Raw genomic sequence first — 24918 nt, forward strand, 5'->3', positions numbered from 1 at the left:
TTCCGCCTGTGTGGCCTCGTAGCGGGCGCCAGACGCAGATGAGTCGCTCACTTAAAGTTCCTCTCCGTTAATAGTGGCGCGTTCCAAAGCACCGTCTTCCAAACCCCATGTGGTCAGGATTTGCTTGTACTGGCCGTTGTCGATGAGGTACTGCAGTGCCTGCTGCAGCACTGGGCCGAGTTCTGAATCCTTCGGAATAGCGAAGCCGAACGGGGCACCATCGTAGATATCTCCGGCAAGTTCGAGTTTGCCCTCAGAGCGATTGACCGCATAGGCACTGACTGGTGAGTCAGCTGCCAGCGCGTCAGCACGCCCCAGCACCACAGTGGTAGCGGCGGTACCAGCATCCTGGTAGGCCAATTTGTTAATTGGTGGCAAACCGCGATCCAGACAATCCTGATTCTTTACCGGCAGGTCCTCCATGTCAGCGACGGTATTGCGCTGAACGGCGACAGTTTTGCCACAGTAGTTGTCGGAGCTGGCGTCGCTGCCCGGGCGACGTGCCCACTGCAGGCCGGTATCCAGGTAGTCGACGAAGTCGTAGGTCTTGCGGCGCTCCTCATTTGAGGTGAAGCCGGAAGCGCCAACATCAACTGCGCCGGCCGACAGGGCCGGCAGAATCAGTGCGAAATCCTGTTCTTGGATTTCAATCTTCATGTCCAAGACACTGGCCATGGCTCGGATGAGATCGATGTCGAAGCCGATGATGGAACCGGCGGAATCCTTAAATTCTGCCGGGGCGAATGTTGGGTTGGTGCCGATGCGCAATACTTCGCGCTTACGAAGATCTGCTGGGACCTGTTTCGCCAGTTCGGGGACCGCTGCCGGTTTGATCTCTGACCAGCCCTCGGGGTTACCGCTTTCGTCATTGGTGACGCAGCCTGTAAGCCCTAAGAACAAGGTCGCAGTCAGCGTGGCAGCCGCCAATGCGATGGGTCTTTTCATATCTGAATATGTTACCTAGGCACAGGAATACCTTAAATTCGGTACCCCTATTCAGCTGCGTCTTAGACTGGTGCAGGAAAACCGCACACTTTTCAGACTTCCCGGGGAATAGTTAGCGCCGGTTTTCTAGTTCGCTTCAGCTGCGGCAAAGCCATTGCCAGTGACGTCGAGCGGGCCGACCGCGCCGGAGGCCGGGTCGCTCAGCGCAGCATCGCGGACAGCCTTCGCCACGGCCGGCATGACGCGCGAATCCAGCGCCGACGGGATAATGCGGTCGGCACTCAGGTCTTCTACGCCAACATTTGCAATGGCCTGAGTAGCAGCCAGCTTCATGGCCTCGGTGATCCGTTTGGCACCCGCCTCCAGTGCGCCACGGAACAGACCCGGGAAGGCCAGCACATTATTAATCTGGTTCGGATGGTCCGAGCGGCCAGTGGCCACGACGGCTCCGTACTTGCGGGCGACTTCCATCGGAATCTCCGGAATCGGGTTGGCCAGCGAGAACAGAATCGGGTCAGCGGCCATTTGGCTAATCGCATCCTCGCCGATACGGCCGGCAGAGACGCCGATGAACACGTTAGCGTCGACAAGCGCATCGTTGATCGAGCCGGTGATACCGCGTGGGTTAGTCATGCCGGCGACCCACTGCTTGATGTCGCTCAGTGGCTCGCGGTCCGGGTGGATGATGCCGCGCGAATCGACGACGACGATGTCGGACACGCCAGCGGACAGCAGCATCTTCGTCGCAGCGACACCAGCGGCACCAGCGCCGGAGATGACCACGCGGAGATCCTGGAAGCTGCGACCTGTCAGCTTGCAGGCGTTGATTAGGCCGGCGGCGATGACGATGGCGGTGCCGTGCTGGTCGTCGTGGAAGATGGGGATGTCGAGCTCTTGGTCGAGACGCTGCTCAATCTCGAAGCAGCGAGGCGCGGAGATATCTTCGAGATTCACGCCGCCAAACGACGGTGCCAGCGCCTTGACCGTCTGGATGATTTCCTCCGTGTCGAGGGTATCTAAGACGATCGGCACAGCGGAGATACCAGCGAACTGCTCGAAGAGCTGGGCCTTTCCTTCCATCACCGGCAGTGCGGCCTTGGGGCCGATGTCGCCGAGGCCAAGCACTGCGGTGCCGTCGGAGATTACTGCGACGTTCTGGCCGGTCCAGGTGTAGGTGCGGGCCAGAGCCGGATCTTCGTGGATGGCCTCACAGACGCGAGCGACGCCTGGCGTGTAGCCGATGGAGAGGTCGCGAATCGTCTCGAGCTTCATGGTCGAGTGCGAGCGGAGTTTGCCGCCTCGGTGCGCCTCGAAGATTTCTGCATCGGTGATGGTCGACGGATCTGTGGGGGCGGTGTCCTCCGGTACTGCGTGAAGCGGCGCCTTAGTGGAGTTCGCGTTCGCAGTGTGGTCGGAGGAGCTAGAAGAAGAATTCGCAGCAGGCATGATGACAGTCCAAAACGTGTTGAGTACTGAGTACCGTGTTGAGTACTGAGTACTTTGTACTTTGAGAAAACTCGACCGCGGCGAGAGCTGCTGGTGGGCAGTGCGCAAAGCCGGGAGCAAAGGCTGGCAGATGATACGTAGTGGTGTGCGTAGAAACTAAACCAGTCTTGCTATACGGGATTGGTATCTCATTATATGGACGGTGGGGTGGAAAATAAAATCTTTGTGGGGGGTCTGCGGGGATTGAGGCTGGTAATCGAAAATATTTGTGTAGTGCGGACAATCGAATCCGGGGTTGCTGAGATAGTTCCAACTGACGACAGAGAGCTGTTCGTTCATTGCAACTTCTACACAGGAGGCTTCTTACGATGTCCGATTCCACTTTCCCCCAGAACCCGCAGAGCCCACAGAACCCGTATGGCCCCGAGGGGGCGTATGTCTCCGAGGGGTCGTATGGGTCCCAGAATTCGCAGGACTCGCTGGGGCAGCAGTCTTACCAACACAACCCGCAGGATCCGCTCGGTCAACAGTCCTACCCGCAGGGTCAGTCGGCAACTGGGCAGGTGCCTCCGGCGCCGAAAGAAAAGAAGAAGGGTGGCTGCTTCAAATGGGGCGGTATCGCCGCGGGTGCTGTTGTGGTCCTCGCTGTGGCGGCCAGCTTGACCGGTGGAGGCGATGCCGATTCGGGCGGCGATTCTGAAGCTGCATCTCTCTTTGGTTCGGATACTGCAGTTGTGGCTGATTCTGGCTCTGTTGAGAATGCCGATTTCGCTGAGGACCCTGGGGTAGCTGTCGATGAGCGGGACGGTACAGAGAAGCAGGAAAAGCAGGATGAGAAAGTTCCGACCGAGCACAAGAATGCTCTCCGCAAGGCAGAGATTTACGCAAATCGTATGCACATGTCGAAGGCCGGTATCTATGACCAGCTGACCTCGGAGTATGGCGAGAAGTTCTCACCGGAGGCTGCCCAGTATGCAATGGAAAACCTCGAAGCGGACTGGAATAAGAACGCACTGGAAAAGGCGCGAATCTACCAGAACTCGATGGCAATGTCCCCGGATGCGATTTACGAGCAGCTGACGTCGGAATACGGCGAGCAGTTCACTCCGGAGGAAGCTCAGTACGCGGTGGATAACCTGTAGCAGCGGGCTTCGTTTGTTGATGATGCCAATTGGCCAGAGCCCAGTTGGACGCATGCTGCAAAAGGACGGCTTCCGCTTCACCAGAATGCATTTGCTGCACACTGAACGGCTGCTGGTGAAGCGGAAACTGACTTGGCTGTTTTAAGCGTGACCTGGCAGTTGAGCGACTGTTGGCAGCACAACTTCGGCACGGTGCAGATCGTGCCGGGAAAAATGTGGATCAGATTGCTGATTACGCATATTTCTCTAATGACTCGTGGATGATTGGTGCTGCTGAAGGCGAGCCAGAGGGTAGCCCTACGTACTTTGTGGCAATAGATGAAAGGATTATCGAAAAGTCACATCGCGAATTAAAAGAGATAATTCGGTTTGCATCCAATGCTGTAGAGATTGCTTTGTAGGTTAGTTCCTGCATATTGATCCAAAGAATCAATACCATCGGCAAATGGGTATCACGATAATTGTGAGGGTGTCGCCACCAATCTTTGTGAGGGACGAAGTCGTCTTGCCCGTACCACCAGTACATCCTGAAGAAATTAAGCAGGCGGTGATGACCACGTTCCGTTTGGTGAAGGTTACGTGCACAAATGATATCAACGTGCCGACCATGTCAGATTCGGCCGGACCTGCTGACGACTGGGCAGGCTGCAAATAATAGGGTAGCCATCCGGCTACCCCGGCAGTCGAATGGCTGGAAACATAGTGTTTTAATGCGTTAACTTAATTGTGTACCTGGATTGTCTATAGGTTGTCCAAAGGGATTCTTTATGCAGAAGAAGATTCAAAGTCTTGTCAACAGGTTGTTGGCCGGGATTGGGGTAGCATCTCTATGTCTGGTGCAGTTACCCTCACCTGCACATGCTGAAAGTATTGAAGAACTCGCTAAGCAAGGGGTTCTCGAATGGCGAATTAAGCCAGATATTCCCAACGAGAATCCGTTGAACTCTGTACCCATGTCGTGGAACCCCGATTCGGGGCTTCCTCCATTTGCAGCGTGTGGTCCAGCAACCGACACATTCAAAACGGTAGCAAGCTGGAAGTATGTTGATTTAGGAACGCCGCAAGACTTCATGCACGCAAATGAAATCACGTTGCGCTGTGGAGATGCTCATCACGGATTAAAGCACATTCGACAGAATCATCCTGAATGGTCAACGCTCGCAGACATTGAAGGAAAGGACGGGGATTCACTAATCCGGATTGCGATTGATGCTGCACTGGAGAACACTACGTGGTCAAAGAGAGTTGAACCTTCAAGTCAGAATCGTGATGGTAAGTTTTGCGCGTCCGCTCAAATTTACTTAGTTGATAAGATCCGAGGGATAATTGTAAAGACACTTGAACCATCAATCTTTGTCGCCGAACATGGCCACCACGTTATTACTGCCTACCCCACCAATACGTCGAGGTGTAAATAGTATGGGGTTTGCACAAAAATTTATCGGTGCTCTTGAGGCAGATCCCCATGTCGATGCTGACCATGCTGCTTTTATCGGATCTGACGGCGATGCTGTTCTGATTCGATACCGGGGCCGGGATTTGCAGTGGCAGATTCCTGTGCGAATCAATGAACCTGGTTGGCAAAAAATGGACTATATTACAAGTAGCTTTGATGGTGTAGATTTTGGTCTCTTCTTAGATGAGGAGCTTTATAAACTGAACGAAAAGGAGTGGATTAAACCGGAGTTGCACCTTAGTGATGACACAGGGAAGTGGCATTTGGTAGAAACAGCTAAGACCTTTACCTAGTCTGGGCAGTCTTCACCGCAGTAATCACTAACTCCAATCATCAACCCCGTCACATTTGGTGAACTGCTCCCCATTAGTTGGACTGAGAAATCAGTTACCGACTAGTGGGGAGTAGTTTTCTTTGAGAGCACGAAGTTCGCTAAGTGAGCAGCAGCGTGAACAGTTAGTGGAGTGTTTCGAGCAGGGCATGGGGTGCAAACAGCTGCCAATTCCCTCGGGGTCTCCAGACACGCCGTGCAGAGTCTCTACCGTCGGTTTGTGCTGCGTGGCAGGCTATGTCCCCTGGAGAAGCCGACGAAGCAGCAGTACTCGTTCGAGATCAAAAAGGAAGTTGTCGAGCGTCACCTTGCTGGCGAGACAGCGATGGATTGGGAGATTCGCAGGCGCTACCGACAGCCCGGAATCCACCGACCGAGACATAAATCAAGAATCTTTGCCCCGCTGGTTTGAGCTGTTCGGAAATTCCGAACAGCTCGCTGGCGGGGCGTCTTTCATTCCTACAAGGAGGGCTGGGCAACGATACTGTTTTCGAAAAGTGTGATTCCACAGCCGAACTCTTGGGATTGGAAATCCTGCTCCTTTACGGTGCAATTGCGTGGTGCGTTCGTGGCTCATTTTTGGTGCAAAATACCCGTGAAAGTGCGTGAAAAAGAGTGAAAGATAGTGAATACTCAGACAACCAAAAACCCGCCCCCACCAGGCTAAAAGCCAGGTGAAAGCGGGTTTTCAAATCGTGCCCCCGGTGAGACTCGAACTCACACTGGACGGGTTTTGAATCCGTTGCCTCTGCCAATTGGGCTACAGGGGCGCAAAGCCGTCGATAAGCGAAAACGCTCTATCGAAGCGACTTTGACTAGTTTAGTCCATCGACCCCGAATTAGAAAAACGGCGCTGCGCATAAGCGACGATGCCGACAATTGCGGCGCCGAGAATGAACAGTCCGAGGGCGAGTCCCCAGTCGGAGCCAATGCCCTGGAGCTCGTTGTTTTCGGTCTGCCACGGCCAGAGAGCGCGCAGCGAACCGAGCATCAGGCCGGACATGGCGACCAGCGTGAGCGCCTGGTGCGTACTCAGCAGCCATTCGAGGAGGCGGATGAACAGGACGATGCCGATCAACGCGCCGACGAAGAAGGTGCCGATGTAGGCGAAGTCGCGGTCGTGAATTGCGCCCATGGTCGGTGCGTAGAGGCCAATGACCAGCAGAAAGAAGGAACCGGAAACGCCCGGCAGAACCAGCGCGCACACCGCAATCGAAGCGGCGATGAGTACGAGCCACAGAGGCGGCTGCGTCGGCGCGGCCTGTGGCAGGGAAGTCAGCGCGAACAGGGCGATGCTGAAGAACAGGAAGACGGCGATGGCCTTGCCGCGCATGCCCGGCTGACGCAGAGCGCCTGGCGGTAGCTCGTTCAGCGGCATGGTGATCGAGGCGGCGATCATGCCCATGAACAGTGCTCGGGAAGCGACTGGTTGGTTGGTGACGAAGTTCTCCATGACGCCTGCCATGGAGAAGACCACGGCAACCATGCCGATAGCCACCGGGATGAGCAGCCACCAGTCGATTCTGCGCAGGTCCTCCTTGAAGGTGCCCTTCGAAATTGCCCGCGGCAGGTCGGTGATGCGCTTTGCCGATTCAATCAGGCGTCCGTAGATGCCCGTGATCAGCGCAAGGGTGCCGCCGGAGACCCCCGGAATCGTCTCGGCGAGACCAATGAGGCCACCGCGAACTGCGTTGGCGATGACACCCAGCGGGGTCGGCTTCGGGATTTCAGAGTAGGGGCTCGTGGTCGGCAGCGTGGTCGACTCTGCGCCAGGAGCGCTCGTATTTTCAGTAGACATCGCAGGCCATTGTATGTCTTCCACCTGAGAAGAAGCATATTTCCGTGTGTGTATTGGTGGCTTCGGGGTGCGATTAAGGACACAAAACAAAAAGCAGCGCCTGGGGCGGCGCTGCTGATTCAGTGAGTTACGCAGGAATAGTCGGTGGGCAGTGGGCAGTGGAGCTGCTTTCTTAGCCGTGCTCGGTTCTTAGCCGTGCTCGATAATCTGCTGCAGGCAGTTACCCAGGGCCTCAACCGAAATCCTCGGCGCGTTGGCCTCATCGATCAGACCAGTATCAGAAAGAACTAGGTATCCGACGCAGAGGGAAATAGCCATCTGGCTGCGGTGCACAGCAGCATCGTGGCTAACGTCTTCCGGTCCGTCCTCTTCGACGCGGCGAATCAAGTCATCTGCAACAGCTTCATTGAACCGCTCGGCAATGACTTTTGCGGTTTCCTCGGAGTCGAGGGATCCGACAATCAGCGGAATCATGGATTGTCCGGCCATTCCTTGACCAGTCAAAATAGCGCTGGCCATCCGCTGGCCAAGTTCATTGAAGGGAGCTCGGCTGAGTGTGCCTTTGAACTGGCTGAAGTCAATCAGTTCGGCCATGAGACCTTCTTTGGAGCCGAAGTACTTGATGATGAGCGGCGCGCTAACGCCCGCATCGCTGGCAATTTCCTTCAGCGGCACGCTTCGCAAAGGCTTGCGCGCGAAGTGCCGAGCTGCAGCCGCGATGATGCGCTCGCGGGTGGACTGGGCGCTCCGTTGGAAATCGGTCGAATCGAACTCACTCATGCTGAAGAGTCTAAAGCCATGAAAGCGTAACTACGCCAATTGATTTCAGAGGTATGCGCAGGACGTGGTGATATGTTTTCGCGGCCACCTCAAAGAGGGGGTAATTTCTAGGTGCCTCATTTGGGGCGGGTTCCGTGCATGTTGTTGACCAATCGCTGGAAAATATGGAAAAACTCCAGGAAAATAAGGCGAATATTAAAGTTGGATTACAGCATTTCGGAAACTGAAACCAGGTGCCAAGCGACGCTCGAGAGGCTCACTCTTGCGAATCACTGTTCAGGTGGGCTAAGGGGCTACTGAACCCGTTTCAAAATACAGCCTGATTACCGTAATTATTGTTCACTGAAGCTGGTCGGCCAACAGCTCATCCTCCGCAGCTCGCGATTCCTCAGCGCGCATCTCAGTTTTCCTACGCTGTTCAATATTTTCCTACACTGGGATGTCATGAAGAAGACCCTCATGCTTATCGACGGTCATTCCATGGCCTTCCGCGCGTTCTTTGCCCTTCCGGTGGATAATTTCTCAACCACCGGTGGTCAGACAACGAATGCGGTGTACGGCTTCCTTTCTATGCTGTCCAATATCCTCAGCGAGGAAAAGCCCACGCACGTGGCGGTCGCCTTCGACGTCGCCCGCGAGACCTTCCGCAACGAGATCTTCCCGGAGTATAAGGCTCAGCGTGAGAAGACTCCTGAGGAATTCCGTGGTCAGGTGCCGCTTATTCAGCAGGTGCTGAAAGAGATGGGCATCGTCACGCTGGAAAAGGACAACTATGAGGCCGACGACATTATCGCGACTTTGGCTACCCAAGCCAAGCCTGAGGGCTTCGAAACGCTCATCGTCACCGGTGACCGTGACTCGTTCCAGTTGGTCAACGACACCACCACGGTGCTTTATCCAATGCGCGGCGTCACCACGCTGCATCGCTTCACGCCTGCTGCTATCGAGAAGAAGTACGGTCTGACGCCGACTCAGTACCCGGACTTCGCTGCTCTCCGCGGCGACCCCTCCGACAACCTCCCGGGCATTCCGGGGGTCGGCGAGAAGACCGCGACGAAGTGGATCGTTCAGTACGGCACGCTGGCAAACCTCATCGACCACGCTGACGAAATCCGCGGCAAAGTCGGCGATAACTTCCGCGAGCGCGTCGCAAACGTCCAGCTGAACCGCGACATCACCGAAATGGTCAAGGACCTGCCCTTGCCATACGGTCCGAACGAGCTCGAGCTCCGTCCCGCCGACGCCCAGGGAATCATCGACTTCTTCGACCGCCTCGAATTCGGCGACAACCTTCGCGAGCGCGTGTTCCGCACCCTTTCCATCGAAGGCGCGGGCGTCACCGCCTCCACCAGCGACAGTGCGACAAAGCTCGAGGCTGTTTCGCTTGACGACGGCGCCCTGGCTGCCTGGCTCGATAATCTGCACGAGCCGGCCGCGTTGCAGGTCGGGGAGCACACCCTGATGATTGGCTCCGCAGATGAGAAGGGCAAGACCTCCGGCCAGGCTGTTTCTCTCGACTTGGGTGATCTTTCCGCCGAAGATGCCGACGCACTGCGCGAGTGGCTCGCTGGCGACCATCCGAAGCTGGTGCATGACTCTAAAACGGCCATGCATGCACTCTGGAACTACGACTTCGAGCTGGCCGGGGTCATCCACGACACCTTCCTGGCTGCGTATCTGCTGCGCCCAAGCCAGCGCAGCTACAGCTTGGACAACGTCGTCCAGCGTCACCTGGGCCAGACTCTTTCGCAGGCCGAGGGCCAGATGACCCTGCTCGATGGCCCGGCCGAAGACGCTTCCCATGTCGCCGCCGTCATCGACCTGGCTGAGCGATTGGCTGTCGAACTCGACGAGGCCGGGCTCTACAGTGTGTACGCCGACCTGGAAGTCCCGCTCGCTCCAGTGTTGGGCCGGATGGAACGTGCCGGTATCGCTGTCGATGTTGATGCGCTCGAGGAGCTCCGAAAGCAGGCGCAGGCGACTACCGATGAGGCGGAGAGTGAGGCTCGCAACCTCGTCGATAAGCCTGAGCTGAATCTCGGATCGCCGAAGCAGTTGCAAGAGGTCCTGTTTGACCAGCTGGGGATGCCCAAGACAAAGAAGACGAAGACTGGCTATTCCACGGCGGCGAAGGAGATTGAGGGGCTGGCGAAGGTCAACCCGCATCCGTTCCTGGATTACCTGCTGAAGTTTCGCGAGTCGCAGAAGATGAAGTCGACCGTGGAGGGGCTGATTAAGGCTGTCGCTGATGATGGCCGTATTCATACGACTTTTAATCAGACGGTCGCGGCGACGGGGCGTCTGTCGTCGACGGAGCCGAATCTGCAGAACATCCCGGTGCGCACGGAGTTCGGGCGACGGATTCGTGAGGCGTTCGTGGTCGGCGATGGCTATGAGCAGCTGATCACCGCGGACTACTCGCAGATTGAGATGCGCGTGATGGCGCACCTGTCGCAGGATCCGGGGCTGATTGAGGCCTACCGACAGGGCGAGGACCTGCACAACTACGTTGGTTCGAAGGTTTTCGGTGTCGGCATCGATGAGGTCACGCCCGAGCTGCGTCGTCGTGTGAAGGCGATGAGCTACGGACTGGCTTATGGGCTGAGTGCTTTTGGTCTGGCGCAGCAGCTCGACATTCCGCAGCGCGAGGCGAAAAAGCTCATGGAGGACTACTTCGAGCGCTTCGGCGGCGTGCGCGATTACCTGCACAAGGTTGTTGAGCGGGCGCGCAAGGACGGCTTTACGGCCACGATGTTCGATCGTCGTCGCTACCTGCCGGAACTCAACGCCGACAACCGCATCGCTCGCGATAACGCGGAACGTGCGGCATTGAACTCGCCGATTCAGGGGTCGGCGGCAGACATTATTAAGATTGCGATGCTCCGGGTCGACGATGCTTTACGACGGGGCGGGCTGCGCTCGCGTGTCCTCCTGCAGGTTCATGACGAACTGGTTGTGGAAGTTGCAGATGGGGAAGAGGGAGCCATCAAGGAGCTGTTGCATCGCGAGATGGACTCGGCAGCTGAATTGTTGGTGCCGTTGGATGTTTCGATCGGTGCTGGTGTGAATTGGGATACTGCTGCACATTAGTGGTGCGAAGGTCGGGCCGTAGTGCTGGTAGGTGGACTTGTCGCGGGCTTGCCGTGGATGTGTTGCGGACTTGAATGTCGCAGCTCAAATCGGTATTGTTCGCTAGGTATGCATTAGCGTGCCGACTTTGCAGCCTCGAGCTCCAGGGACATCGGGTTAACTAATTGCCAATGGCGAGATTCGCCGAAAGCGGATTTGGCCCGGTTGTCCAGGTGTTTCTTTGAGGGGCAAGGCCGAAATTGTCCGTTTTTCGATTTCTATCCGCTTCGGAGCACATCTTATATGTCCACTTCTAACGTCCCTCAGGTTGCCATCAACGACATTGGCACCGCTGAGGATTTCCTGGCCGCTGTCGACTCGACGATGAAGTACTTCAACGATGGTGACATCGTTGAAGGCACCGTCGTTAAGGTTGACCGCGACGAGGTTCTTCTCGACATCGGCTACAAGACTGAAGGTGTCATTCCTTCCCGCGAACTGTCCATCAAGCACGATGTCGACCCTGACGAAGTGGTCGAAGTTGGCGATGAGATCGACGCGCTGGTCCTGACCAAGGAAGACAAGGAAGGCCGCCTCATCCTGTCCAAGAAGCGCGCTCAGTACGAGCGTGCTTGGGGCACCATCGAGCAGCTCAAGGAGAACGACGAGCCGGTTACCGGTACCGTCATCGAGGTCGTCAAGGGCGGCCTGATCCTCGACATCGGCCTGCGCGGCTTCCTGCCGGCTTCCCTCGTCGAGATGCGTCGTGTCCGCGACCTCCAGCCGTACATCGGCCAGGAGATCGAGGCCAAGATCATCGAGCTCGACAAGAACCGCAACAACGTCGTTCTGTCCCGCCGTGCATGGCTCGAGCAGACCCAGTCTGAGGTCCGCTCTGAGTTCCTGCACCAGCTGCAGAAGGGCCAGGTCCGCAAGGGTGTCGTTTCCTCCATCGTCAACTTCGGCGCATTCGTCGATCTCGGCGGTGTTGACGGCCTGGTTCACGTTTCCGAGCTGTCCTGGAAGCACATCGACCACCCGTCCGAGGTTGTCCAGGTTGGCGACGAGGTCACCGTCGAGGTTCTCGAGGTCGACCTGAACCGCGAGCGCGTTTCCCTGTCCCTGAAGGCTACTCAGGAAGATCCGTGGCGCGTCTTCGCCCGCACTCACGCAATCGGCCAGATTGTTCCGGGCAAGGTCACCAAGCTGGTTCCGTTCGGCGCGTTCGTCCGCGTCGAGGAGGGCATCGAGGGCCTGGTTCACATCTCCGAGCTGGCTTCCCGCCACATCGATGTTCCGGACCAGATCGTCTCCGTCGACGAGCAGGTCATGGTCAAGGTCATCGACATCGACCTCGAGCGTCGTCGTATCTCCCTGTCCCTCAAGCAGGCTGACGAGGACTTCACCGAAGAGTTCGACCCGACCAAGTACGGCATGGGCGACTCCTACGACGAGCAGGGCAACTACATCTTCCCGGAGGGCTTCGACCCGGAGACCAACGAGTGGATGGAGGGCTTCGAGACCCAGCGCGCAGAGTGGGAGGCTCGCTACGCAGAGGCAGAGCGTCACCACCAGCTGCACGCTGCCCAGATCGAGCGTCACCGCGCTGCAGCTGCCGAGGCTGCAGAGACCGCTTCGAACTACTCCTCCGAGTCCGGCGAGGCAGCCCCGGCTGCTCCGGCCGCACCGGCTGCAGACAACGCAGGCGGCACCCTGGCTTCCGACGAGCAGCTCGCTGCTCTGCGCGAGAAGCTGGCTGGCAACTAAGCTAGGCCGCTAAGGGCTTACACGTCCCTTTGAGAAATCGCCCCGGCGAGGTTTTCCTCGCTGGGGCTTTTTCGTGCCTTCTTTGCTTTACGACGGGCACCTGCTCGGCCTTGTTCTTATAGCGGCGGCTTGGGTGCTTGCTGCATTTTTGGTCCGGATGATGGGGCTTTGGGCCATGAAGGGGGCACCGCTGTTGCCTAGGGCGGGCTTGCGCTTCACCAGAAGTAGTTTGCTGCACAGTAACCGGCTGCTGGCGAAGCGCAAGCCGTCCTAATGGCCCTAATGACTCTAATGCCCTGGTGGCCCTGTCGATTTTGGTGGCTCTGGCGGTCTTTACTGCCGTTGACAGCCTATCTTTCTGCCCATATGATTGGTGACATGACAACAAAGGACGAAGTCAAACAGGTAGATAACGCTAACCAGGTAGAGGATTCCGCTCATTCTACCGGTGGTGTGTACTCCCAGGAGGGTAAGGACTTTAACCGCGACACCCGCTATATCAACGACCGCATTGTTAAGGACGGTCGCGAGGTAGGCGACGGAATTAAGACGTGGCCCGTTGAAGCCGGTCGCTACCGCCTCATCGCGGCTCGCGCGTGCCCATGGGCACACCGCACGCTTATTGTTCGCAGGTTGCTCGGCTTGGAAGATGCAATTTCAGTCGGAATTCCAGGGCCAGTGCACGATGCCCGCTCCTGGGCATTCGACAAGGGACCAGGTGGCCGTGACGAAGTACTAGGCTACGAGCGCCTGCAGGAGGCATTCCTCAAGCGTTTCCCGGACTACCAGCGCGGTATTACTGTTCCGGCCATCGTCGAGATCGAGTCGGGCGAGGTCGTGACCAATGACTTCCCCCGGATCACCTTGGACTTCATTACCGAGTGGACCGAGTTTCACCGTGACGGCGCCCCGGATCTCTACCCGGAGGAGCTGCGTGCGGAAATGGATGAGCTTATGCAGTTCATCTACACCGAGATCAATAACGGTGTCTACCGCTGCGGCTTCGCAGGCTCGCAGGACTCCTACGACAAAGCTTACGACCGGCTGTTCAATGCCCTAGACAAGGTTTCTGAGCGCTTGGAGACCCGCCGTTACCTCATTGGCGACCACATCACTGAGGCCGACATTCGCCTTTACACAACCCTCATCCGCTTCGATGCTGTCTACCACGGCCACTTCAAGTGCAACCGGAGCAAGATTTCCGAGATGCCGGTTCTATACAACTACCTGCGTGATCTCTTTCAGACTCCGGGCTTCGGCGACACCACTGACTTCGTCGATATCAAGCGCCACTACTACGAAGTCCATCGCGACCTCAATCCTTTAGGGATTGTCCCGAAGGGGCCGGAGCTCTCTGACCTGCTCCAGCCGCACGGCCGTGAGGCCCTTGGTGGCAGCCCATTCGGTAACGGCACCGCCCCGGCCCCAGTCAACCCAGATCCCGTTGAAGAGGGTCACCGCATCGAGGATCTCGTCGTAAAGCACTAACGTGCGGGGGCGTGTCCACGTACCCTTAGAGACATGCTCAAAGTAGGACTAACCGGTGGCATGGGCAGTGGGAAATCTACGGTCGCCCGTAGGTTTGCCGAGCTCGGTGCTGTCATCATCGACGCTGATCAGATCGCTCGCGATGTCGTCGAACCCGGGGAACCGGCGCTGGCCGAACTCGCCGAAGCTTTCGGCGAGGGCATTTTGCTTGACGACGGCTCCCTCAACCGCGGCGAACTTGCGAAGCGGGCCTTCGTATCCGCGGAGAAGACGGAGCTGCTGAACTCCATCACCCATCCGCGTATTGAGCAGCGCACCGAAGAGCAGTTCAACGCGGCAGGTGACGCCATCATTGTTTTTGACTCTCCGCTGTTGATTGAAATGGGGCAGTCGGAAGTACAGGACCTCGTCGTAGTTGTGCATACCCCGGTGGAGGTCCGTCTCGACCGTCTGGTGGAAAGCCGCGGTGTAGACCGAGAGGATGCGAAGCAGCGCATCGCTAAGCAAATCAGCGATGACAAGCGCCTGCAGTTCGCCGACGTGGTTATGGAAAACTCAGGCACCGAGGAGGACCTCGTGCGCCAGGTCGACCGGATTTGGGAGCGGATTATTCAGCCGCTGAATCAGATTCGTCAGCTGCAGGCCGGGCAGCAAGATAATCCCGCAGCCGCGCGATAGCCTCCTCAATCACCTCGGCGCGCTTGCAGAAAGCGAACCGCACCAGGTAGCGGTACTTTTCTGACTCCGGGTCATCCACAAAAGCGGTGACGGGGATGGCTGCGACGCGGCATTCCTTGACCAGCCGGGTGCAGGTCTCCAGGGCGTCGCCAAGCCCCCAGCTCGAGACATCGGCGACGACAAAATACCCTGCCTGCGGAGTGAAGACGTCGGCGCCAAGGCCCTCCAACCCATCGGCGAGGAGCCGCATGTTGCCCTCGAGCTGACCCGCCAGCTCGTCCACCCATGGGGCACATTCCTGCAGGCCACGGGCGACTGCGGGCTGAAGGGGAGTGGCGCCGACATAGCTCAAGAACTGCTTGGCCTTGACGACGCCATCGAGTAGCTCAGTCGGGGCGAGCGCCCAGCCAATCTTCCAGCCGGTGACGTTGAAGGTTTTTGCGGCACTGGACACGACAATGGTCCGCTCGCGCATGCCGGGCAGAGCGCTGATGGAAGAGTGTGACAATCCGTTGAAGTACAGGCGTTCGTAGACTTCGTCGGCAAGCACGAGCAGATTGTTTGCGATGGCGACATCAGCGATGGCCTGCAAGTCCTCGTCCGTGAGGACGGTGCCGGTGGGGTTGTGCGGCGAATTGATGATAATCATGGCCGTTTTAGCGGTGACGGCATCGGCAAGCGCGCTGCGGTCGAGCGACCAGGAGCGTGCCCTGCCGGAAGCTGCGGGGATGAGCGGCACCGCGGTATATGTGCAGTTAGCCAGTGCGATGACGGCTTTGTACGAGTCGTAGTACGGCTCGATGACGATGACGTGGCTGCCGGGTTCGAGATGCCCCAAGGCGGTGGCGGCAATCGCCTCCGTGGCGCCGACCGTGACGAGGCATTCGGTGTCGGCGTCGTAGACCTGCCCCGTGCGGCGGGCGCGATCGGCGACGATGGCATCACGGAGCACCTTCATGCCGCGGCCGGGGCCGTACTGGTTATTTCCTCCAGCTAGCTGATGTCGCGCCTCCGCAAGCACCTCCTCCGGCCCATCCCAATCCGGGAAGCCCTGCCCAAGATTGATTGCCTCGTGCTCGGTAGCGAGGCGGGACATGGTGGCGAAGATCGTCTCGCCGAAGGGGCGCAAGCGGGAAACTGTCATGGTATTTACTGTAGGTGGAATCTCATGAGTTCGAAGCATGAAGCTGCAGGATGTGATGGTCGTCAGTCCGCGAAGCTGTGTACACCAGCTTTGGCGTGCCATCTCTGAGCGCTACAAATCGAAGCGACAATTCTAGATAAGAGCTTCAGATATTCTGTGCATTCTCTTCCTTTTAAAAAATAGTCTTTACCGCATGCAAGATTGGTCGTGGTACGCCCTTGAGGCTGCCAAATTGGTACAGCTGCGTGGCAGAGTTCCAGAAATTATCGCAGTTATACTAATGCTGCTGACTCTCGGGTTTCTCCTTTGGCTGGTTGCAAAGGGGAACAGCTCTAGAAAATCGGGACTAATTCAAGTTTGCGCGATTGTAGTGGCTGTCTCTGTGGTGAGCACCATCGGCTGGTATGTGCTTAATAAGGTGTGGCGACCGATCCCGGACTACATCGGTATTGAAGTTTTCGGACCATTCGCATCTGGCTTGTCCGGCATCGTTGCTCTAGTTGTAATTGCGTTTTCCAAGAAGCCTAGGCGCATCATTGCGGGTCTTCTCGTCTGCTCATTATCAGTACTCGGCGCCTATGCCGTTCCCAATATTCACTATGGCACGTATGCAAACTTGGCCCAGGTGCTACGCGGACCAGGCAAAGTGCAGGCTTTTGGCGAGGTAGATGGGCTCGCGCCGGTCGCGGATGTTTATCGTCCCGGTGACAGTGAGTCGGCAAAACAAACATCCTTGGAACAACGGTGGCGGCCACGCCAAGTCGAAAAACTGAGCTCTGATAGCAGCGTTCTCGTGCAAGCAGATATCCCTGCTACTGACTTTTCTCCGCGCTCCTCCATTATCTATGTTCCAGCTGCCTATTTCGCTCGACCTCGTCCTCTGCTGCCTGTGCTTGTACTGATGCCAGGACAGCCGGGTACGTCGAAGGATTGGCTGGTAAACGGCGACCTGAAAAATACTATGGATCGCTTTGCTGAGCAACACAATGGTTTGGCGCCGATTGTGGCGATAGTTGATCAGCTATCTTCGAGCTTCAAGAATCCGCTCTGCTCCGACACTGAAAATGGGGCGGTCGCAACCTATTTGGAACATGACGTACCGGCGTGGTTGGAGCAACATTTCCAAGTAGATACTCGACCGCAGTCGTGGGCAGTAGGTGGATTGTCCAATGGTGGTACCTGCGCGATGCAAGTTCTCAGCCGTAAGGGAGGCCCGTATCGTACCGTGCTGGACATGTCAGGCGAGGAGTTCCCAAATCTGCACAACCTTGAGACGACAATCGAGAAGGGCTTTGGTGGCGACAAGGCCACGTTTGAGGCAAATAATCCGTTATCGATTTTCGCTTCTGGCGAAGACTTCACAGGTTATTCCGCATTCTGTTCCATAGGCGATGAGGAATCTAAAGATGTCATCGAAGGGCTGTGGAAAGTCTGCCGAGCCGGACGGGAACAGGGAATGGACGTCCAAGAGCGCACCTATTCCGGTACGCACGAATGGAAAGTGTGGGATCGCGCGCTTGACGACGAGCTCCCCTGGCTTGCGGAGAAAATGAATCTTATCCGGGCGCAAAGCCACTAGAACACAAGAACACTATTTTTCTCGATGCGGCCATCAAAAGTATGGCTGTCTGGTTTAGATCATCTGCGAAATTAAAGATCGGAGTTAAAGGTATGACGATGCAATCCTTGTACCAGTGGCTTAAGGCGCACGGAAAAATCTTAAAGATTGTTTTCTATATCGCGATAATCTCCATTATCGTGCTTGTGGCTCGTGGCCAGTTTGCCGCCATTTCAGGAAGCCAACTTCGAGAAATTTTTGCTGATACGTCGATGCACGTAAACGCAATCATCATGGTGTTAGGTCTGATTGCGTTCAGTGCGACGGGACTCTACGACTTGGTCGCCTCCAAATATGCCGGTGTGGAGGTGTCGCCACGCGAAGCATTGAAGATTGGCTGGATTGCGCAGGCCTTTAATAATTTCGCCGGATTCGGTGGGCTCACCGGAGGTACAATCCGTGCGAAATACTATACCTGGGCGGGTGCGGACCGAGGTAAGTCCATTGGTGTTTCGGCAAGTGTGTGGGCTGCCAACCTACTCGGGTTATTCGTAATGTTGGCAATAACGTTGCCGTACGCAGTGCATTTCGATGGCTGGTTAATTGTCGTCGCCATAATCTCATGTTTTTATCTGCCGCTGTTTTTCTTAGCGGATAGATTTAAACTTGGCGTAATTGATTTAAGAAAAACGACTTTTGCGCAGATAGGAAAGCGGGAAAAGTGGTATCTTCTCGGCACCTCAGTCGTTGATTGGGCAGCAGCTGGGCTGTTCTTCTGGGTATGCGTTCGGGTGTTCACACCGGAGTTTTCACTCCCGATTGCTATCTTTATTTTTGCAACCGCCACTCTGGCCGGATTGCTATCTTTCCTGCCTGCAGGAGCTGGTAGCTTCGACCTCACAGTGTTTGCGCTGTGCGCCAAAGTTGGCCTCGACACTAACCATATTCTGCTTGGCCTTGTACTGTACCGCGTTTTCTATTACATCGTTCCGTGGCTGCTGGCGGCGGTCTTTTGGGTCTCCGACAGCGTGAAAGAACTCGAGTCCGATTTTCCGCACCGTGTCATGGCTCGGATACTCGCAGTTATCACCGTTTTCTCTAGTCTTTTGCTCTTTGTTTCGGCGCTGACACCTGAAATTGCTTCACGTATTCGGATTATCGAAGAAGTTTTGCCGAGCACTGTCCGGCGTGCATCGCATTTGACAGTGCTGTTTATCGCCGTCATGTTGCTTATCTTGGCTCGCGGAATTAACCAACGAGTCAGACGCTGCTACCAGCTGGTTTTAGTGCTGCTTGGGGTGGCAGCGGTTGCGTGTCTAGTGCGCGGAATCGACTACGAAGAGGCTATTTATCTTGGGGTCTTTGCACTTGCACTATTCGCGTCTCGCAGTGCGTTTGATCGAGATCCACTCCCATTAAAGTGGAGTAGTTTCGTACCAACGGCAGCTCTGGCGATTGCTATTCCAATCGTTCTTTCGAGTTGGCATGCGCTTCGGGTAAATAAGGTGGTCAATGTACCCGCACCATCCCCGCATGCCAATACTCACTGGCCAATGGTTCTTTTCTACGTAATGCTCGCATGTGCTGTGGCAATTGCAGTATTGTTTTCTCGCTGTCGCGCTCCGGAGTTCGAAGCCCCAAACGAAGAGCAGACACGTCGATTCGAGGCCCTGATTGAAAAATGGGGCGGGAATGCTTTTTCGCATCTGTATTACCTAGGCGATAAGCAGGTTTTCTTTACCGTCGATAAGCGAAATGGTGCGGACCGTGCAGCGTTGCTGTACCGCCCCCATGGCACGACCTTGATTGCACTCGGTGATCCATTCGGCGACCCGGATGCCTTCAATCAACTGTTCGCGGACTTTATTGACTATGCGGATACCTTTCAGTGCTCGGTCGCATTCTATGAAGTGGGCGAAGACCATTTGGCTCGATGTGTAAATGAGGGCATGAGCCTGGTCAAACTCGGTGAAGATGCGACGGTTGATATTTCGGGTTTCACCCGAGTCGGTAATAAGGGCAAGACGTTCCGACGTATGTACAACAAGTTAGAAAGCTCTGGTTGTACTTTTGAAATTGCCGAGGCACCGTACAGCCCAGAATTCATTATGGAATTGCGAGACGCATCGCAGGAGTGGCTCGGAAAACGCACGGAAATGAGCTTCTCGCTCGGTTTCTTTGATGAGAATTATCTGTCACGTGCACCGATTGCAGTTGTTCGATCGGCGGATTCAGACCGTGTCGAAGGATTTGCTTCGATAATGCCGCAAGGGCAAAGGGTTGCGTCAGTGGATTTGATGCGCATTCGACCTGATGCTCCAGATGGAGTGATGGATGGCATTTTCGTGAATCTGATGGAATGGGCAAAAGACCGTGGATATACCGAGTTCAACTTTGGTATGGCACCAATGTCGAATACCGGTGCGCGGCCGCATTCCAGGCTCAGCGAAAAAACCATCTATTTGGTGTACAACTACGGAGGCCGGATTTATAACTTCCGCGGGCTGCGTAATTACAAGGAAAAGTTCAAGCCTGTATGGAAGTCTCGATACTTGACCTACACCGATGTGAAATCGTTGCCTGCCATTACCGCAAGTCTGTCGAAACTGATCAATCGGCCAGGGCAGTATTCAGCAATTGCGCTGTCAACGAGTGAAGACGAAATGCCTGCTCCCGAAATGGCAATCAACGCTAATTGATATAAATCCGTGCGTCGTTTCCGCCGCTGCACGCCACGACACCATCGCCCTGCGTGCCGCAGCTGACATCGTAGGTCTGGCCGGTCGCAGGGCTCGTTGCCTGAATATTCGGCTTCAAATTATCGCGAATGTTATCAGCGGTGGCGTTGAGACCGTCGGTCTGCTGATGGAAGACCTCGGTGGTAAACTCACAGCTGGTATTCGGCCCGGCAACGACCAGATTCGTGCGGTAACCATCGCCATACACGTAAACAGTCATCTCCTCGCCCCCGGTAAACGTGGTCCCCGGCGACGAGTTGCTGTAAATGATGTCCCTCATCGCCTGGCCGATGTCTGCATTTTCGCTTGACGACGAAGACGTGGTTTCGGTATCCCCATTGGTTTGTCCACCATTTTGTGATGGGGCCGTCTCGGAAGAATTTGCATCGTCGGAGGTGTCGTCGGAGTTTCCGGCAGCGCCACCGTTATTGCTGCCGCCAGCATCAGAGTTTGAGCCGGTTGGGTTCGGCCTATTCTCTGAGTTTGCGTTTGATGCGTTGCCGTCAGTCTGAGTCATGGTGGCGGTGTCAGCTGCCGATTGGCTAGTTACTGCGCCGTCGTTTTGAGAGCAGGCGGTGAAGGTCAATGCGGTTGTGGCGAGGATACCGGCGATGAGTGCACGTCGTGAAGCAAAGGTGTGGTGGGTGTTCGTAGGCGTCACGCAGTGGGCAGTAGGGAGTTTTCGCACTATGAAAGTAATAACGATTCGATGAAAATCAGGGCGGTATTTCGACCTGTTTTCTAGAGCCAACCATTGTCGCGAGCAGTTTTCGCGGCCTCGACGCGGTTTGAGGTATTCGTCTTCGTGATAATTGACGACACCTGATTGCGCACCGTGCCCTTGGCAATGAAGAGCTGGCCGGCGATTGTGCCCGTATCAGCGCCTTGGAGAATCAGTCGAGCGATCTCGACTTCGCGGTCGGTCAGGGGAGAGTCGGCCGTGAAAAGTGAGGCCTCGGCCAAGGCCGGATCGATGACTCGGAGGTCGGAGTGGACGCGTCGAATAGCTTCTGCGAGCTGCTCAGGAGGCGTGTCCTTTGCCAGGAATCCGCTGGCACCGGCCTGAAGTGCGCGTTTGAGGTAGCCGGGGCGAGCAAAAGTAGTGACGACGAGGCAGCGGCAGTGGTCAGAAATTTTCGCGATGGTGTCAATGCCGTTGAGGCGCGGCATTTCGATGTCAATAAGCGCGACATCGACGTCCTGCTCGGTGACTTTTTGCGTTGTTTCAATGCCGTCGGCGGCTTCAGCCACGATGTCCAAGTCCGGTTCGGTTTCCAGTAGAGCCTTTAAAGCCCCTCGAACTAGGTGCTGATCATCAGCTATGAGAACGCGAATCATCTATTCTCCCGCGCATATTCGGTGACGGTTGTGTCAGTGAGGTGGTTTTTGGAGCTTGTGGTGGATGAACGGCCCGCGTGGTGGGAGCGGTGCGAGCGCTGCAAGCGTGACTGCGTCATCGTGGCCACAAGGCGAGTGCCGCGACCTGGTGCGGACTCGATAATGAGGTCACCGCCAGCATCCTGGACACGCTGCTTCAGCCCAGCCAATCCACCAGCGGCGACAGTTTGGCCTTCGCCCGTGGTAGCCGCGGAGGAATCGCAGCCTAGGTCGGAAATGTCGAAGCCGATGCCATCGTCGATGATTTCCACGCTGGATGGTGTGAGTTCGATTGAGACATTCTCCGCCTCAGAATGCCGAATGATATTGGTGGTGGCCTCGCGAATCACCCAGGAGAAGAGTTTCGCATTGGTGGTTACACCGCTGGAATCGTCGGGAAGTGAAGCCTCAATGTGTGCGGTGTGGAATGCCCGCGCGGCGGCGGCGAGCTCGCCTGCGAGATCCGGCTGGCGCATGCGTGTGACTGTTGAGCGGACTTCGGCAAGCGATGTGCGCGACAGAGCGGTGATGGCCTCGAGTTCGGCAGCGGCGGCATCGGGGTTGGTGTGGACCAAACGCCGCGCGACTTCAGATTTGAGCGAGATGACCGTCAGCGAATGGCCCAGCACGTCGTGGACATCGCGGGCGATGGAGTCGCGCTGCTGGCTGAGCTCAATTTCCTGGTTGAGCTGGGCTCGTTCCTGGGAGAACCTGCTGAGTTGAACAACGCAGCAGACAACGACGGCCCAAAACAGGGCATCGATGGGTAAGATGAGACCGCTTTCCGGAGCCAAGAAATGACTAATGGTAACGATTGTTGCGCCGAGCACGCCAATGCTGAGGATGGCGGGGATGATGGGCAGCATCCAACTGAGCAATGCTGCGACAAATGGCAGGAATGCGCTGGCGCCGTTTCCCACAAGCGGGATGGAGAGCAGGCCGAACGCTGCGACTATGCACAGGGCAAGTATGTTGCGAGCTCGTTGCAACCAGCCGCGAGGATAGTAGTGAAGTGAGCCCCAGATGAAGATGTACACCAGCGCAAAGCTGACAATCAGCGCAGTTATCTGAGCGACCTTTTCGGCGCCGAAACCGAAGAAGACGAAGGGTAAAACCACAATCCAGATGCCAGCCGACAGTGCGGAGTAGACATGGAATCCCTGGAAAGGATGGCTGAAGCTGCGTCGCAAAGTGGTTGTCATAGATGCCTAGGCGGTCTCGGTCGGTGGCAGAGGGAAGTTGGTCTCGTTAGTCACAGGTTAGATGGAGGCGATGGCTATCGCTTGGGTTTGCTATCTAGCCGTGTTTCGCCGCGTTATTTACAGCCGCGACTTCTCGCGCTTGTTCAGATATATGCAGAAGCCGATTAGCAGGATGCTCCAAACTGCAACATTGACAATGGGCACCCACAGTGGCTCGGTGTAGAGTCCTGCACCAGTATCCGTGCTGGGAGTAAGACCTGCGGTCAGCGGATACCTCGACAGAGTCACAGAACCGAACAGCGGCGTGAAGCGGCTGATTGCCAGCAACGCGCCCTGCATCGGGATAAAGAGGTTGCCGAGGTAAGACAGCACGACAATCGAGCCCGACGCGATACTGAGCGCTGACGGCTTCGGCAGCAGCAGTGCCCAGGCATAGCCGTAGAAACCAAACGGCAGACAGGTTACAACACAGAGAATGAAGCTGACAATCCAGGCCCGTGGCTCCATCTCGGTGCCGATGACGAGGCCGAGAAGATACATTGCCGCAATCGGCAACACTGCGGCGAAGAGCACCAGAATTGCCTGGCTTAGTACAATACGCGACGTCGACATTGGTGTCAGCGCAAGCTGGCGACCCCATCCCGTGGTTTGCTCCATAATCGTTTGTCCGGCGCTGGCCACCGCTGCTGTGACGCCGCCGTAAATAGCCATGCCAATCATCACGTAGGCGGTGACATTGCCGTGAGGGAAGGCATCGCCGCCGCGGTCGAGCGAGGCACCGAACACCAGAAAGAACAAGATGGGCAGGCCGATGGAGAAGAACAGGTTCGACCAGTCGGACAGATAGCGTTTGATCTGAATGGCGATGTATGTCGACAGGCCGTGGGATTCGGTTAGCTTTGTTGCGCTGGTACCAGCAGTCGCGCCGGGTATGTCGGACGAAGTTTCAGTCGCGGTGTACGTCATGGCAATCCTTTCCAGTTATTTCCTTTAGTTCCCAGCAGCCACGGCGACATCGGGCGTGGCATCAGCTGCAACATCTGCGTCACGCTGCATAGAAATGAAAATGTCATCAAGCTTCGCGCGCTGGACCGTGAAGTCGGTCGCATCCGTCTCCGTTACCAAGTGACGAAGCAGTGAGTCCGAATCCCGTGTCCGCAGCCGCACGCGCCTACTGGTCCCGGCCGGTTCCCCAGCAGCGCTACTCAACCAGGTGACCTCATCGACCTCAGTGCGCTCTGAAAGCTCCGGTGCCGCACCCGGAAAATTAGCCTCAACCAGCACTGATTTACTCAGCGCAAGCATGCTCGGCGTATCCAAGTCCGCCATGATACGCCCTTTGTGCAGCATGATGATTCGCTTCGAAAAATCCTCCGCCTCATCCATGTAATGCGTGGTGAACAACACCGTCGTGCCACGCTCCGCCCGGGCATGAATATCCGCCCAAAAATTGCGCCGCGCACTCGGATCCATCCCCGCTGTCGGCTCATCCAACACAATCAACTCCGGATCACTGAGCAGGGCCAACGCAAACTTCAATCGCTGCTGCTCACCGCCCGAGCACTTACCGACTTTCCGCTTCAGCAAGGGTTCCAGCCGCGCTTGCTTTACGACGTCCGCCAACGCCACATGCTCCGAATAGCCACTGGCAATCATCTTGAGTGTGTCCTCGACCGTTACGTCGGGAAGCAAACCGCCCGTCTGCAAGATAGCGCCGACCTGCTGAGCATTGACCGCGTTCCTGGATGATTGGCCGTTGACTTCGATGCGGCCGGCGGTGGGTGTGGTCAGGCCGAGGATGAGATCGATAAGTGTGGTTTTGCCTGCGCCGTTTTCACCGAGGATGGCGACGACCTCACCGCGGCGGACGGTGGCGCTGACATCATCGAGTGCGGTTACCTGGCCTTTGCTGAATTGCTTGGTGATATTGGAGAACTCGAGAATTACGTCCGGATTCATAGTTCCAAGTTCAGCGCGGATTAGAGGTATGGACGTATAG

Annotated in this window: 20 protein-coding genes and 1 tRNA gene; 10 read left to right on the plus strand and 11 right to left on the minus strand. The window is 56.4% G+C overall.

The window, feature by feature from the left end; all coding sequences use genetic code 11:
• Positions 1-51: 51 nt before the first annotated feature.
• Positions 52-945: an ABC transporter substrate-binding protein gene (locus HMPREF2857_RS02165; RefSeq protein ID WP_069359158.1), complete on the minus strand. Its 894-nt coding sequence runs from the start codon at positions 943-945 to the stop codon at positions 52-54.
• 126 nt (positions 946-1071) lie between these two features.
• A complete protein-coding gene (locus tag HMPREF2857_RS02170) occupies positions 1072-2391 on the minus strand; it encodes an NAD(P)-dependent malic enzyme (protein ID WP_070642505.1) in 1320 nt (439 codons plus the stop codon).
• Between the two features lie 368 nt (positions 2392-2759).
• Between HMPREF2857_RS02170 and HMPREF2857_RS02175 the strand changes: the two genes are divergently transcribed.
• The 4 genes from HMPREF2857_RS02175 (at position 2760) to HMPREF2857_RS02180 (ending at position 5282) form a co-directional block, all read left to right on the plus strand.
• Positions 2760-3533, plus strand: a complete 774-nt coding sequence (locus tag HMPREF2857_RS02175; protein ID WP_005510407.1) for an Ltp family lipoprotein — start codon at positions 2760-2762, stop codon at positions 3531-3533.
• A 170-nt stretch (positions 3534-3703) separates the two neighbouring features.
• Positions 3704-3934 (plus strand): hypothetical protein, encoded by a 231-nt coding sequence (locus HMPREF2857_RS11060; RefSeq protein ID WP_141752720.1) that lies wholly within the window; start codon positions 3704-3706, stop codon positions 3932-3934.
• A 366-nt stretch (positions 3935-4300) separates the two neighbouring features.
• Positions 4301-4951, plus strand: coding sequence for a hypothetical protein (locus HMPREF2857_RS11065; RefSeq protein WP_005510325.1), 651 nt, complete (start codon positions 4301-4303; stop codon positions 4949-4951).
• Position 4952: 1 nt separating this feature from the next.
• Positions 4953-5282, plus strand: a complete 330-nt coding sequence (locus HMPREF2857_RS02180; RefSeq protein WP_005510359.1) for a hypothetical protein — start codon at positions 4953-4955, stop codon at positions 5280-5282.
• A 734-nt stretch (positions 5283-6016) separates the two neighbouring features.
• Here HMPREF2857_RS02180 and HMPREF2857_RS02185 read toward each other — a convergent pair.
• From HMPREF2857_RS02185 to HMPREF2857_RS02195, 3 genes are all read right to left on the minus strand, one after another.
• Positions 6017-6090: transfer RNA gene (locus HMPREF2857_RS02185), tRNA-Leu, on the minus strand.
• Positions 6091-6140: 50 nt separating this feature from the next.
• Positions 6141-7118 (minus strand): DUF368 domain-containing protein, encoded by a 978-nt coding sequence (locus HMPREF2857_RS02190; protein ID WP_070642508.1) that lies wholly within the window; start codon positions 7116-7118, stop codon positions 6141-6143.
• Positions 7119-7307: 189 nt separating this feature from the next.
• Complete coding sequence (locus tag HMPREF2857_RS02195) at positions 7308-7898, minus strand: TetR/AcrR family transcriptional regulator (RefSeq protein ID WP_016422925.1); 591 nt, start codon at positions 7896-7898, stop codon at positions 7308-7310.
• Positions 7899-8342: 444 nt separating this feature from the next.
• On the opposite strand from HMPREF2857_RS02195, the gene polA reads away from it, so the two are divergent.
• From polA to coaE, 4 genes are all read left to right on the plus strand, one after another.
• A complete protein-coding gene (gene polA, locus HMPREF2857_RS02200; protein WP_070642511.1) occupies positions 8343-10988 on the plus strand; it encodes a DNA polymerase I in 2646 nt (881 codons plus the stop codon).
• 282 nt (positions 10989-11270) lie between these two features.
• Complete coding sequence (gene rpsA / locus HMPREF2857_RS02205; RefSeq protein ID WP_005510285.1) at positions 11271-12734, plus strand: 30S ribosomal protein S1; 1464 nt, start codon at positions 11271-11273, stop codon at positions 12732-12734.
• A 378-nt stretch (positions 12735-13112) separates the two neighbouring features.
• Positions 13113-14222, plus strand: a complete 1110-nt coding sequence (locus HMPREF2857_RS02210; protein ID WP_371441559.1) for a glutathione S-transferase family protein — start codon at positions 13113-13115, stop codon at positions 14220-14222.
• Positions 14223-14255: 33 nt separating this feature from the next.
• Complete coding sequence (gene coaE / locus HMPREF2857_RS02215; protein ID WP_070642516.1) at positions 14256-14900, plus strand: dephospho-CoA kinase; 645 nt, start codon at positions 14256-14258, stop codon at positions 14898-14900.
• On the opposite strand, the gene HMPREF2857_RS02220 is transcribed toward coaE, so the two are convergent.
• On the minus strand, positions 14830-16044 hold the full coding sequence (locus HMPREF2857_RS02220; RefSeq protein WP_070642519.1) for an aminotransferase class I/II-fold pyridoxal phosphate-dependent enzyme: 1215 nt from the start codon (positions 16042-16044) through the stop codon (positions 14830-14832). The genes coaE and HMPREF2857_RS02220 overlap by 71 nt on opposite strands.
• A 193-nt stretch (positions 16045-16237) precedes the next feature.
• On the opposite strand from HMPREF2857_RS02220, the gene HMPREF2857_RS02225 reads away from it, so the two are divergent.
• The gene (locus HMPREF2857_RS02225) at positions 16238-17623 is read left to right on the plus strand and encodes an alpha/beta hydrolase (protein ID WP_016422920.1); all 1386 of its coding nucleotides are present in this window, start codon (positions 16238-16240) and stop codon (positions 17621-17623) included.
• 92 nt (positions 17624-17715) lie between these two features.
• Positions 17716-20301, plus strand: a complete 2586-nt coding sequence (mprF, locus tag HMPREF2857_RS02230) for a bifunctional lysylphosphatidylglycerol flippase/synthetase MprF (RefSeq protein WP_048732175.1) — start codon at positions 17716-17718, stop codon at positions 20299-20301.
• Here mprF and HMPREF2857_RS02235 read toward each other — a convergent pair.
• The 5 genes from HMPREF2857_RS02235 to HMPREF2857_RS02255 form a co-directional block, all read right to left on the minus strand.
• Positions 20294-21001, minus strand: a complete 708-nt coding sequence (locus HMPREF2857_RS02235; RefSeq protein ID WP_016422918.1) for a hypothetical protein — start codon at positions 20999-21001, stop codon at positions 20294-20296. The two genes, mprF and HMPREF2857_RS02235, sit on opposite strands and share 8 nt — an antisense overlap.
• Positions 21002-21081: 80 nt before the next feature.
• The gene (locus tag HMPREF2857_RS02240; RefSeq protein WP_048732178.1) at positions 21082-21678 is read right to left on the minus strand and encodes a response regulator transcription factor; all 597 of its coding nucleotides are present in this window, start codon (positions 21676-21678) and stop codon (positions 21082-21084) included.
• The gene (locus HMPREF2857_RS02245) at positions 21675-22919 is read right to left on the minus strand and encodes a sensor histidine kinase (RefSeq protein ID WP_016422916.1); all 1245 of its coding nucleotides are present in this window, start codon (positions 22917-22919) and stop codon (positions 21675-21677) included. Before HMPREF2857_RS02245 ends, HMPREF2857_RS02240 begins: the two co-directional genes overlap by 4 nt.
• 117 nt (positions 22920-23036) lie before the next feature.
• Positions 23037-23885 (minus strand): ABC transporter permease, encoded by an 849-nt coding sequence (locus HMPREF2857_RS02250; RefSeq protein ID WP_048732182.1) that lies wholly within the window; start codon positions 23883-23885, stop codon positions 23037-23039.
• Between the two features lie 24 nt (positions 23886-23909).
• Positions 23910-24878 (minus strand): ABC transporter ATP-binding protein, encoded by a 969-nt coding sequence (locus HMPREF2857_RS02255; RefSeq protein ID WP_070642521.1) that lies wholly within the window; start codon positions 24876-24878, stop codon positions 23910-23912.
• Positions 24879-24918: the final 40 nt, after the last annotated feature.

The organism is Corynebacterium sp. HMSC076C10, assembly GCF_001812455.1.
In the GTDB taxonomy this organism is placed as follows: Bacteria; Actinomycetota; Actinomycetes; order Mycobacteriales; family Mycobacteriaceae; genus Corynebacterium; species Corynebacterium jeikeium_D.